This window comes from Bacillus multifaciens (assembly GCF_030756675.1).
Taxonomy (GTDB): Bacteria; Bacillota; Bacilli; order Bacillales; family Bacillaceae_G; genus Bacillus_A; species Bacillus_A multifaciens.
Genome location: NZ_JAVBXD010000003.1, coordinates 157781 through 170964, shown reverse-complemented (window position 1 = coordinate 170964; position 13184 = coordinate 157781). Strand labels below are relative to the sequence as shown.

Genomic DNA, 13184 nt, shown 5'->3' with positions numbered 1-13184 from the left:
TGACGATTTAATGACACAAACAATGATAAATCATTCGTTAAAAAGATTCTTAACTGATAGTTTAAGAGATAGTGAATACAATGGCTTTTTCACAGCCCTTGATGGAGAAAAAGAGATTATTTGTGATGACAAACAATTAGAAGATCAAGCACTTAGCATTATTGCTCTTTGCCAGTCTCTAGATAAAGAAAACTTACAAAATGAAATTAGCAAGCTTGTAAATGTGTTTGAATATATGAAGGATAAAGAACATATCGGATTTATTGAATTAACAGATCGATTCTGGCAACCTCACGGACCAGGGTGGGTAAGAACACCAGCAATACAAGGCTTAGCAGCGTGGGCGTTATTAGAATCTGCAGATATTCTTAACGATAAATCTTTATTAGATGAAGGTTATAAGGTATTGGATTCTTGTGGTATTTATTATATTAAGAATGGTTTTCCGCGTCGTCTCTCTCGTGATTGGAAAGAAATCATTGATTATAGAAGAGATTTAAAAACTGTATCTTATACTATTTTAGCTTTAGAAAAGGCTTACTCCCTTTCTAAAAATATGCAATATTTTAATTTATTGATAGAAACCATTAATGAATTGCGTAATTTTATTGATTCTGAATATGGTGGAGCTTATACAATGTTATCCGGAGACGGTAAACCATGGAAATCAGCTGGTAAACAAACAGAATCTATGTCTCTTGCAATTTATGCTATTACTAAAGTTCAGTATTTAATCAATGACAATAGTTTAATTTCTTTTGCAGAAAGCATGCTTGAATTCATTTTAAAATATATGAAACATCCTTCCTTAGGTGGGTATTGGAATAAAGCAAACATTGATGGAATGGTAAAAGTAGAAGCTGTTCAAGCATACTATAATAACGATTTTTCACCATTTCCCGTTAAACTCATTTCAGATCATGGCTTATTATTATTAGCAATTTCTCAATTACGTTTGCATACTGAAAAGAACTATCAAACAGTTATCAAAGATTTGGCACAAGAAATTCATAAATTTGTAGATCGAAATAACGGCGGTGTTTTCCTTGGACAAGGAAACTTCTTTTCTACACCACTTGATCCAACTGCACCACTTATTCGTCATATAATGGTTCCACAGCATACACCAGGTGCTTTTCATGCTGGCAACACTGCTTATGTTCCATTACACCAAAAGCAGGCAAAAACACAAGCATTAATATTATTCTCGCTATCATTAGCCAAGAAGAGCCATGTTGATGTTTTTGAATTAGCAGAAGAAGTACGATATCAACCAATTCAGTTAGAAAAAACACCTATTAAACACGATTTAACTACAATTGCTAAACCAGTGAAAGACTTAAAGCTCAATATTCCTAAATATCTTGAGTGGTCTCGTTCAACAAAAGCTGGTCCGGCTTATGGCCTAACTGCTTATCGTTCTCCGCTAGGCTTTAGATCAGATACATCAAATCAAAATTTCTCTGCTATGCATGTGCTTTCTGACTTAGCAGTACTTGATATCGAAATCGATCAAATAAAATTACTAACTGATAGTATTTTCTCTAGTCAAAATCCAGATGGTGGATTTGGTGAACAGCCAAGCCATCCAAGTGAAGTGTTTACAACATACTGTGTAATTATTTCTGCTTTCATTACAAAACAACCTATTCCTAACAAAGAAAAATGTATTGCTTATCTAAAAAGTTGCCAAAATTCAGATGGCGGATTTGGAAACGCACCAGGATTTCCAAGTGATGTATGGCATACAAATTTAGGAGTGCTAGCTCTTCATGTCCTAGGAGCAGAACCTAATAATGTAGATGACTGTATAGCGTATGTATGTGCTTGTCAGAAAGAAAATGGATCATATGCAGTTCAACCTGGATCTATCTCAGATACATTCTCTACTTTTAGAGCGGTTGGTACATTAGTAGCTTTAGGTAAACAGCCACCTAATAGTGATAAAACTATTGAATGGTTACAAAATTGTCAAACAAAACATGGAGGATTTTTATATAAACCAGAGCATTCTGACACAATGAGTTTCGTAGGAAGCTACTGTGCTATCGCTGCCCTTTACATGTTAGGAGAGTTACCACCAGATGTAGAAAAATGTAAAGAATGGATTGCTAATCATCAAGGTCCAGATGGTGGATTCTCTCGTGTAGAAGGAACTCCTTCAGATACAACAGATGAAGGATTCATTAGTATTCAAGCATCTTATATGTTAGAACGAGCCCTAAATCCTTATTGGGTTGCTATTATTACATGATAATACAAAACAAGTTTTAAACAGAATTCAGGTAACATCCTATTTTTCTAAGATGTTACCTGAATTAAAAAATATATGAACCAACTAGGAGGACTTATGATTTATTTAATAACAGGTGGAGCTGGTTTTATAGGTTCAAACTTCTTAAATCATTTTGTACCCAAATTTCCAGAACATACTTTTATAAACATCGATAATTTAACTTATGCAGGTAACTTAAAAAGTCTAGAAAAAGTTGAAAACCATCAAAATTATCATTTTAGACAAATAGATATTGCCAATTCAGAAGAAATAGAACAAGTTTTCAAGGAATTTCAACCAGATAGAGTTGTTCATTTCGCTGCAGAAAGTCATGTGGATCGCAGTATTACTGGTCCTAAAAAATTCATTGAAACAAATATTATTGGTACATTTAATTTATTAGAGATGTGTCGTAAATATTGGTCATATTTTGAAGACAAATTATTTCATCATGTTAGTACAGATGAAGTGTTTGGTACTTTAGGAAAAGATGGTTTTTTCACAGAAAAAACCCCCTACTCTCCAAACAGTCCATATTCAGCATCCAAGGCTAGTAGTGATCACTTAGTTAGAGCTTATTATCATACATATGATTTACCAATTACAATAACGAATTGCTCTAACAACTATGGCCCACTTCAATTTCCAGAAAAACTCATTCCCCTTGTAATTCAAAATTTATTAAAGGGGGAAATTGTCCCGATTTATGGTAAAGGAGAAAATGTACGAGATTGGCTATATGTTATAGATCATTGCGAAGCTATTTGGACTGTTATTGAAAACGGAAAGCGCGGAGAAACATATAATATTGGTGGTAATAACGAACGTAATAATTTAGAAGTTGTTAAATCCTTATGCCAAGTCATTAGTAACTATACTGGTGAGGATGTCCAAAAATATTTAAATTTAATTATCTATGTAAAAGATCGCCCAGGACATGATTATCGTTATGCCATTGACCCTACTAAAATCCAAAACGAACTAGGGTGGTTTCCAACAGAAACTTTTGACACTGGTTTACATAAGACCGTAAAGTGGTATCTAGAAAATGAACAATGGCTCAAAAGTATAACGAAAGATGAATATCAAAATTGGATTAATAAAAATTATATCAATCGATAGGAGGATTTAAAATGAAAGGAATTCTTTTGGCTGGTGGTAATGGTACAAGACTGTATCCCCTAACAAATGTAGCAAGTAAACATTTAATGTGTGTATATGATAAACCTATGATTTATTATCCCCTTTCTACATTGATGTTAGCAGGAATTCGAGATATTATGCTTATCTCTACACCTCATGACATTGAATTATACAAAAAATTATTAGGTGATGGTTCACACCTTGGAATTTCTATTACTTATCAAATTCAAGAAAAACCTGCTGGAATTGCACAAGCTTTCTTATTGGCTGAGGAGTTTATTGGAAATGATAACGTATGTTTAATCTTAGGTGACAATATTTTCTATGGTGATGGATTTTCTACTACTTTAAAAAATTGTTCTCAGATTGATGAAGGTGCAATTATTTTTGGGTACCGTGTAAATGATCCAGAACGTTATGGTGTTGTAGAATTTGATGAAAATTTCATGGTGAAAGGTTTAGAAGAAAAACCAGTTAAACCAAAATCAAATTATGCTGTACCAGGTATCTATTTCTACGATAATCACGTAATTGAGATTGCAAAAAAATTACAACCTTCTGCACGTGGAGAATTAGAAATTACTGATATTAACATAGAATACCTAAAACAAAATAAATTAAAAGTTGATATTATTGGCCGAGGAAGCGCTTGGCTAGATACAGGAACTCCCCTGAGCCTACTAGCAGCTAGTAACTATGTTGGTACCATTGAACAAAGACAAGGATATAAAATTGCTTGTATTGAAGAAATTGCATACCGTATGGGCTATATTTCCCTAAGTGAATTAGAAAAATCAATTGATAACATGCCTAATAGTACCTATCAACTATATATTAAGCAATTAATTCAAAATGAAATAATCAAAGTTCCTGTACTTTTATAAAAATTCAATTCCATATTAATTAAAACAACAACCATTTTCTTCAAACTAGGATCTTGGTTGTTGTTTTAACTTGAAAAAAATTAAGGAAGTGTATGTATGAAAAAATTTATGCCTGTATTCTTTTTAATTATGTTTATTATTGGAACTGACACTTTTCTCATCTCTCCATTACTTCCTATTTTACGAGAAAAATACGATATTACGGTAGATTTATCAGGATGGTTGGTAAGTTCTTATGCATTAGGATATGCACTGTTTGCATTAATCGCTGGTCCTATTTCGGACGGATTTAATCGTAAAAAGATTATGATTTTTGGACTACTATCATTCTCAATTTTTACATTTTTATGTGGTACAGCATCTACTTTCGAGTCAATGCTCGTATTTAGATTTTTATCTGGCGTCAGTGCAGCATTCTTAACTCCACAAGTTTGGGCATCCATACCAATATTATTACCACCTAATAAAGTTCTCCAAGGTATGGGTATTGCAACAGCAGGCTTGTCTGTTTCTCAAATGCTAGGTATTCCTATTGGAAGTTATTTAGCATCAACCAATTGGAATACACCATTTTTTGTAATATCTATTTTTTCAACACTTTTATTAATTCCATTGATTTGGACAATTCCTAGTATAAATCCGGTCAATAAAAAATCCCAAAATGGTAAATCATCTATAATTAAAAGTTATCAAAATCTTCTTGGCGCATCTAAAGCGAGAAAGACTTTTATGGCATATTTTATCTTTCAATTAGGAAACTTTTGCGCATTTTCGTTTTTAGGAACATGGTTATCTGATGATTATCATTTTAGCGTATCTCAAGTTGGAACAGCGATGCTAATATTAGGATTAGGAAATACTTTAGGGAGTTTATTAGGCGCTAAGGTTATACAAAAAGTTGGTCAATTCAAATCTCTTATTTATGGATTAATTATCTTAAGTATTTTTTATAGTATCTTAGCATTCTTACCAAATATTATTATGGTGGAAGTAACATTTTTATTAATGTTTTTAATTACAGGAATGATCTTCCCTCTATTAATGAGTCTTTTACAGTCCTTATCTTCTACAGCACGCGGAACCATCGCTTCCTTATCTAATGCTGTTATGTATAGTGGTACAACTGTTAGTGGATATGTTGGTGGAATGCTATATGCCTCATATGGCGGATTTGCTGCAATAGGTTTTTTTACATCCACCATGTTTTTATTATCCATGATACTCTTTATTACAAGTGGTGTGTTTAATAAACAGACTGATTCAAATTTAAAACAAAGAAAAAGAAAAGAAGAAGTATGTTGATATATATCAACATACTTCTTCTTTTCTTAAAGATAAATATCTTTGCCTTCCTTTTGGACATACATTAATGATCCCTGCCTCTCTTAGCACTTTAATATGTTGAGAGAGTGTTGACTTAGCAATTAGAATATTTTTCTTACTACAAGTCATCTCTTCAATTTGACTTAATTTACAAACAATGGATAACCTATTATGATCGCTTAAGGTATACAGTATTTGGTCTAAAGTAAAATCTGTCTTATTAGAGTGAATAGAGATATGCATTTAACCACCTCTATTTCATTAATAAAATTATTGTTCTACGTGTTGCTAAAAAGTCATATTTTTAGCCTTACAACCTCATCCCTTTATTTCTTATATACAAGTGTAGAAATGGGAGATAGATTTCAAAAAATGTTAAACCTGAGATAAAAATACGGTCGAATGAAATTTACAAAGAACACCTCGAAGGTACGTTCTGTACATCAAGCATTTGAAATGGTATCATAGCCCTATAGACAAACACAAACCTCAAAAACGCCTATGGGTTCATTGAAAAAATGGAGACCATATGGGGGATTGCACGAGCAAATTCACTTCATTCACAAAACGACATTTATCGTCAAGAACAATACGCTCTGAAAATATACGAAAAATCACCATAATCATTGTATCGTAGTACACAATGCTAGCAATGGTACACCGCAATCCTACACGTTACGATACGAGAAAGGGACAGTGCCTTTACCCCTCTCACGTTAGGGGGCTTACAGCTTTAACCATGAGAGTGTTGATTTCTGTAATACTTTATATATTTATTACAAACTTTAAATACTAAAACCAAAGATCTTATGCTTCTATTATTTAAACTATTTATTTCCTATAACAAACTTACTAATTACTTTGTTTATCTCGCTAAACAATTTTGAAAGAAATGTGGTGAATATCTTATGGAGACACTAAACATTATAAAAAATTGGAACACCCTTTCCCGAACATACATAACAATTAATAATGAGTTAGATGTACATCTTCAATCGAAATATAAATTATCTATAAATGAATTTAATGTACTTTGGCTACTATCAGAACAGCCTGAGAAAAAAATGCGTATCCAGTACATTGCTGATGCTGTTAGTCTTAGTCAAAGTGCAGTATCTAGACTTGTTTCTCGCTTAGAGCATAGCCTGGTTGAACGACACATTTGTGAGACTGATCAAAGAGGGGTATATATTAAATTAACTACATTAGGTCAGGAACAAATAGATGAAATAATAACATTTTACCAAAATACATTGCTTCAACTTTTAATTAAGTCCGATATTTCTCAAGAGATGACAGTACTACTCTCATCTCTAAATCCTTTGATGAAGCATTATCCTACTAAATAAAAAATACTTTATTCATTCTATTTTATTTCCTCATAATTACTTTCATATTTACCTTACTGTAATTACAAAATATATATAAATTCAAGCTTTTATATTACTATTATCTAAAATACAATATTAATAAACTTTAAAATAAAGAGCCAACTAGTTTATACTAGTTGGCTCTTCTTGAGTTTTTTACATTTTAACTGCTTCTAAAATACCTTCGATTTTCATAAGATCGTCCTTATTTAATTTAACATTACTTGCTGCCGTATTTTGGCGTACTTGTTCTGGTCTTTTGCCACCTGGAATTACTGCATCAACCCCTTCTTGAGCAAGTAACCATGAAAGTGCAAGATTTGAAAGACTCGTATCTTTTTCTAACGCAACCTCTTTCAATTTCTCAATTTTCAACAAATTCTCTTGATATATTTCTGGTTTAAAAAGACTTATATCATTTCGCCAATCTTCTCTATCTAGAACAAAATCTTTTGTATACTTTCCGCCTAAAATTCCAAATGCAAGTGGTCCATATGGAATATAAGAAATCTCATTTTGTATACAGTAAGGTAATAAATCTTTTTCCACAGATCGGTCTAACATGTTATATGGACATTGTACAGCTGAAATATCATTATCATAATTTGCCATTTTTAATTGTTCTAACGTAACATTAGAAACCCCAATTGCTCTAATCTTACCTTCTTCCTTTAAACGAGAAAGCTCTCCAATTGATTCAGAAAGTGGAACAGTTGGGTCTGGGAAATGAAGATAATATAGGTCAAGGTAATCTGTTTTTAAACGTTTTAAACTATCTTCGACCGCTTTTCTCATATACTCAGGCGAATTATTAATTCTTGTTGACCCATCATTTAACTTTTCAATCCCACCTTTAGTTGCAATAACCAATTCAGAACGTTTATGTCTAATAGTTTCTCCTAAAATCTCTTCAGAACGTCCAAAACCATAAGCATCCGCTGTATCAAAGAAGGTTACTCCTGCACTCATTGCTTCCTCAATCATTTTTTTCCCTTGCTCTTCATCAATATTTGTAAAAAGATTGTGTCCTCCAACTGCATTTGTTCCAAAACCGATTGCGGAAATTTTAATATTTGTTTTCTTTAATTGAGAAAAATTCATATAAAAAACCTCTTTTCCATTAATTTTTTAGGCATTTTTTAATTTTTTGTCTTCAATGATTTGACTTTGTTTTTTTTCTTTACCATCAAACAACCACCCTGCTAACACAAAGACAATACATAGCATAGTTAGAATCGCAGCCACTAGTGGAATAGCCTTTAAACCTAAACTAGTGTTAATTACCACTCCCCCCACAAAGGATCCTAAAGCAATTCCTAAATTAAATGCACTGATATTTAAAGAAGATGCAATATTAGGTGCTCCTTTTGCTTTAGCAATTATTCGCATTTGTAAACCTGGTACATGCCCAAATGAAGCAAATCCCCATAAAAATACAGTGACGACAGCCCAAACTTTATACTCACTAGTTACGTAGAAACTTCCCATAACAACTGTTAATAAAATAAGCATTCCAACAACAGTAGGCATAAGCTTCCTATCTGACAGTCTACCAGCTACTGTGTTCCCTATTGTTAATCCCACCCCATACAATAGGAGAATTGGTGTAATGGCACTAGGACTAAATTTTGTAATATCTGTCAGAATTGGCGCAATATAAGTAAATGCTGCAAAAACACCTACAAAACTAAGAATGGTCATTAATAAAGTCAGTTGAACTTGTGGCTTTTTAAGCACTCGAATTTCTTGACGAAAACTTGGAGCAGAAGTCACGGGAATTTGTGGAATAAATTTAGTGATAAATAGTATTGCAAAAACACCTAATACACTAATAATCCAAAAAGATGCTCTCCAACCTAGACTTTGACCAACAAAAGTACCTAAAGGAACCCCTATGATATTAGCAACAGATACTCCTGTAAAAATCATCGCAACAGCACTGGACTGTTTCTCTGGGGGAACTAACCTTGAAGCTACAACAGATCCTACCCCAAAAAATGTTCCATGAGCAAAAGCTGCTAAGATTCTAGAAACTAAAAGAAATTCATATGTTGGAGCGATGGCACATAATGTATTCCCTATTACAAACAACAACATAAGCAGCTGCAATAAAGTTTTACGCGACATTTTTCCTGTTAAAGCAGTAAGTAGTGGCGCTCCTATCGCTACCCCTATTGCATAACCAGTTACTAGTAAACCAGCAGAACTAATACTCACATCCAAGTCCCTTGCTACATCTGGAAGAATCCCCATAATAATGAATTCAGTAGTTCCAATTGCAAAAGTACTAATCATTAATGAGGTAAGTGCTAAACGTGTTTTTAAATTTGAGTCTAATGTACTCATATCATACCTACCCACCCATCTAATTTATTTGCATGCGCATGCAAATAAATTTATATCATTTTATCCACATAGTGTCAAACAAGTAAACTTTTGGATTATTATTATTGGTTTTAAATTTACGAGTATATGTAGTTCAATTCTAGATATTTCAAGAATCAAACTTTTTTTATACGAACCTTCCATCCGTTAGCGTATTTTAGGTAAATATTAAACTACATGCTATAATAATATTTCATACTCATAAAGTATATATCCTACTTTCCAGATAGAAAGGCCAAATCTTTTAAAAAGTTTGGATAAGATATATTTATACAGTCACTATTTTTAATTGTAGTATCACCTTCGGATAATAAGGCCGCAACACTTAGCATCATACCAATTCTATGATCCTTGTAACAATCAACATCTGTTCCTATTAAATTTGTCTTGCCATTTATAATCATTCCATCTTCAATTGCTGTAATATGAGCACCCATTTGCTTCAACTGTTTTACTACTGTATCAATTCGATTTGATTCTTTTACTTTAAGCTCTTCTGCATCCTTTATGATAGTTTTTCCTTTTGCCTGTGTAGCAGCTAAAGCGATAATAGGAATTTCATCAATTAATTTAGGGATTAAGTCACCGCTAATAGTTGTTCCGCTAAGTGAAGAAGCTGTTACAATGATATCACCATACGGCTCTTCTGCTTCCCTATAATTCATTATTTTTATATTAGCACCCATTTGTTTTAAAACATCAATAACGCCTGTTCTTGTTGGATTTAGTCCAACATTTTTTATAATAATTTTACTGTTAGGTATAATTGTAGCTGCTACTATTAAAAACGCAGCTGATGAAATATCACCCGGTACTATTATATTTGTACCTATAAGTTTTTGATTGCCTAAAAGAGAAATTCTAAGTCCATCTCTATTGATTTTTACACCAAATTTCTTTAACATTCTTTCCGTATGATCCCTAGATTGATAAGGTTCCACAACGGTGGTTCCTCCTGTTGCAAACAAACCAGCTAGTAGAATTGCAGATTTCACTTGTGCGCTCGCAACATTTAAACGATGTATTTGTCCTTTCAAGTCACCTCCTCTAATACTTAAAGGCGCATATCTTCCATGTACACGTCCATCAATATTTGTTCCCATTTGTTTTAATGGATGTACAACTCTATCCATAGGACGCTTACATATAGATTCATCACCTGTAAGAGATGTATAAAAATTAGTATGTGATAATACCCCCATCAATAATCTAATGGTAGTACCAGAATTACCAACATTTAAAATACAATTTGGTTCTGTTAATCCTGTAATTCCTTTTCCATTAATCTCTACAAAATCATTATGTTGTTTTATATCTACTCCAAGGTTTTTAAAACATTCGATAGTACTCAAACAATCATTTCCTGGAAGAAATCCTGCAATTGTTGTTTTGCCTAGAGCGATAGATCCTAAAATTATAGCTCTATGTGAGATAGATTTATCACCTGGAACTGTAATTTGACCTTTTAATCCTTTATTTACTTTCCTTAGATGTACTGTCATCTTTAAATCACTCCAACTATCTTTCAACAATTTGTGAACTAGCTTTCAATACAGTAGAGATAATACTTTCGTCTACATTCATCATCATCGGAGAGCCAACATTTTTTAAAATTACCATATGTATTTGATTACTTTTATTTTTTTTATCTTGTTTCATTCTCTCTATCAGCCTATTAGATGATAAGGAAGGACAAATACGTGTATTATAGCCAAGGTACGTCAGCCATTGTTCTAATTCATCTATATTAATATCGCTAATTTGCATTTCTCTACCAATCCTTAATGCAAAAACCATCCCAATAACTACTGCTTCCCCATGACTAATTTCTCCATACCCTTTTTCTGCTTCGATAGCATGACCTAGTGTATGCCCAAAGTTCAAGTAAGTTCGAATGTCATTTTCTTTTTCATCTTCTTTGATAATACTTGCTTTTATTTCAATACCTTTCCGAATGGCATATGCTAATGTGTCTTCCTTTAAATCATCTATTGAACACACATTATTCTTCAACCATTCATAAAATGAATCCTTACTAATAAGTGCGTGCTTAATTAATTCAGCAAAACCAGATTTTAATTCTTTTTTTGGTAAAGTGTATAAAAAATCAATATCATAAAGAACTGCATCTGGTTGATAAAAAGCACCAATCAAATTTTTTCCTAACGGATGATTAATTGCTACTTTCCCTCCTACAGCACTATCATGCGCTAACAATGTTGTCGGAACTTGAATCCAAGATATACCTCTCATATAAGATGCTGCAACAAATCCAGCTAAGTCCCCAACAACTCCACCTCCCAATGCAATGATGAGCGATTGACGATCGAGTTTTTGTTCCAAAGCGAATGTGAGACATTTATAAAACTCCATAAAATTCTTAGACTTTTCACCTTTTGGCATAACATATTTACAAATTGAAAAAGATTTGGATAATAAGCTTGTTAATTTCATACCATACATTACATCTACTTGTTGATCAGTTATTATCATAATTTTTGATACATTTGGTTTTACCTGTCTAATCACTAAAGGCAATTGCGGAATAATAGATTTACCTAAGAATAATGGATACATCTTAGAAGATGTTTGAATTTGAGTAAGATACATTAAAAATCTCGTGAGTATAAATATGCGTTCTTCATATTCTCAGCAATTAAATCCATACGATCTTGACCAAATTGCATTACAATTTCCTTGGCGATTTCCCATGCAACAACCGCTTCCGCTACTACACTTGCTGCAGGTACAGCGCAACTATCAGAACGCTCAATACTCGCTTCAAAGGATTCTTTTGAGTCTATATCAACACTTTGTAATGGTTTATATAAAGTTGGAATAGGCTTCATAACCCCTCTGATAATAATAGGCATTCCTGTTGTCATTCCACCTTCAAATCCACCCAAACGATTTGAGTTTCTTGTATATCCTATTCCTTGTTTCCAACTGATTTCATCATGAACTTGACTTCCCAAAAGACTAGCACATTCAAATCCAACTCCAAATTCTACGCCTTTAAATGCATTAATACTAAGAATTGCAGCTGCTATTTTTGCATCAAGTTTTCGATCATACTGTACATAGCTTCCTAAACCAATTGGCACCCCTTCAACAATTATTTCTACTATTCCACCAATCGAATCCCCATTTTTCTTTGCATCATCAATTGCTTCTATCATTTTTTGTTCAGCTTTTTTATCAAAGCATCTAACTGGTGAGGATTCTGTAATTGGCGCTAATTCATCGATTGTTATATTTTGAGGAATTTGAGCTTTAATCCCCCCAATTCCTACTACATGCCCATAAACTTTAATATTCAAATCAGATAAAATTTTTTTAGCAATTGCACCAGCTGCAACACGAACAGTGGTTTCTCTGGCCGATGATCTTTCTAATACATTTCTCATATCACGATGACCATATTTAATAGCACCATTTAAATCTGCATGACCTGGACGTGGTCGAGAAATTGTTCGCTTCATTTCAGCTTTTTCTATATTAGTAATGGGTTCGCTTCCCATAATCTTTTCCCAATGTCTCCAATCCTTATTTTTAACTACAAGAGTGATGGGAGACCCAATAGTATATCCTTGCCTTACACCACTTAAGATTTGAACTTGATCAGTTTCAATCTGCATTCTACGGCCACGCCCATATCCCTGTTGTCTACGAAATAAATCATGATTAATATCTTCTGCAGTTAAAAACAAACCAGAAGGAATACCTTCTATGATTGTTGTTAATTGTCGACCATGAGATTCACCAGCTGTCAAATATCTCATTAAAAACACCTATTTCTTTTTA

The 13184-nt window shown here is 32.9% G+C and carries 11 protein-coding genes; 5 read left to right on the top strand and 6 right to left on the bottom strand.

Annotated elements, in window-relative coordinates:
* The first annotated feature begins 10 nt into the window (after nucleotides 1-10).
* The 4 genes from Q9306_RS03885 (at nucleotide 11) to Q9306_RS03870 (ending at nucleotide 5604) form a co-directional block, all read left to right on the top strand.
* On the top strand, nucleotides 11-2254 hold the full coding sequence (locus Q9306_RS03885; RefSeq protein WP_306195473.1) for a prenyltransferase/squalene oxidase repeat-containing protein: 2244 nt from the start codon (nucleotides 11-13) through the stop codon (nucleotides 2252-2254).
* Between the two features lie 96 nt (nucleotides 2255-2350).
* Nucleotides 2351-3397, top strand: coding sequence for a dTDP-glucose 4,6-dehydratase (rfbB, locus tag Q9306_RS03880; protein ID WP_306195471.1), 1047 nt, complete (start codon nucleotides 2351-2353; stop codon nucleotides 3395-3397).
* An 11-nt stretch (nucleotides 3398-3408) separates the two neighbouring features.
* A complete protein-coding gene (gene rfbA / locus Q9306_RS03875; protein ID WP_306195469.1) occupies nucleotides 3409-4302 on the top strand; it encodes a glucose-1-phosphate thymidylyltransferase RfbA in 894 nt (297 codons plus the stop codon).
* 96 nt (nucleotides 4303-4398) lie between these two features.
* A complete protein-coding gene (locus tag Q9306_RS03870) occupies nucleotides 4399-5604 on the top strand; it encodes an MFS transporter (RefSeq protein WP_306195467.1) in 1206 nt (401 codons plus the stop codon).
* Nucleotides 5605-5610: 6 nt separating this feature from the next.
* Here the strand turns inward: Q9306_RS03870 and Q9306_RS03865 are convergent, their stop codons facing one another.
* Nucleotides 5611-5868 (bottom strand): ArsR/SmtB family transcription factor, encoded by a 258-nt coding sequence (locus Q9306_RS03865; protein ID WP_306195465.1) that lies wholly within the window; start codon nucleotides 5866-5868, stop codon nucleotides 5611-5613.
* Between the two features lie 665 nt (nucleotides 5869-6533).
* Here Q9306_RS03865 and Q9306_RS03860 point away from each other — a divergent pair.
* The gene (locus tag Q9306_RS03860) at nucleotides 6534-6974 is read left to right on the top strand and encodes a MarR family winged helix-turn-helix transcriptional regulator (protein WP_306195463.1); all 441 of its coding nucleotides are present in this window, start codon (nucleotides 6534-6536) and stop codon (nucleotides 6972-6974) included.
* A gap of 177 nt (nucleotides 6975-7151) precedes the next feature.
* Here Q9306_RS03860 and Q9306_RS03855 read toward each other — a convergent pair whose 3' ends face one another.
* From Q9306_RS03855 to aroC, 5 genes are all read right to left on the bottom strand, one after another.
* On the bottom strand, nucleotides 7152-8096 hold the full coding sequence (locus Q9306_RS03855; RefSeq protein WP_306195461.1) for an aldo/keto reductase: 945 nt from the start codon (nucleotides 8094-8096) through the stop codon (nucleotides 7152-7154).
* Nucleotides 8097-8123: 27 nt separating this feature from the next.
* Complete coding sequence (locus Q9306_RS03850) at nucleotides 8124-9341, bottom strand: MFS transporter (protein ID WP_306195459.1); 1218 nt, start codon at nucleotides 9339-9341, stop codon at nucleotides 8124-8126.
* A 254-nt stretch (nucleotides 9342-9595) separates the two neighbouring features.
* A complete protein-coding gene (gene aroA / locus Q9306_RS03845) occupies nucleotides 9596-10882 on the bottom strand; it encodes a 3-phosphoshikimate 1-carboxyvinyltransferase (protein WP_306195457.1) in 1287 nt (428 codons plus the stop codon).
* A gap of 16 nt (nucleotides 10883-10898) precedes the next feature.
* A complete protein-coding gene (gene aroB, locus Q9306_RS03840) occupies nucleotides 10899-11990 on the bottom strand; it encodes a 3-dehydroquinate synthase (protein ID WP_306195455.1) in 1092 nt (363 codons plus the stop codon).
* A complete protein-coding gene (gene aroC, locus Q9306_RS03835; protein ID WP_306195453.1) occupies nucleotides 11990-13162 on the bottom strand; it encodes a chorismate synthase in 1173 nt (390 codons plus the stop codon). Before aroC ends, aroB begins: the two co-directional genes overlap by 1 nt.
* Between the last annotated feature and the right edge of the window lie 22 nt (nucleotides 13163-13184).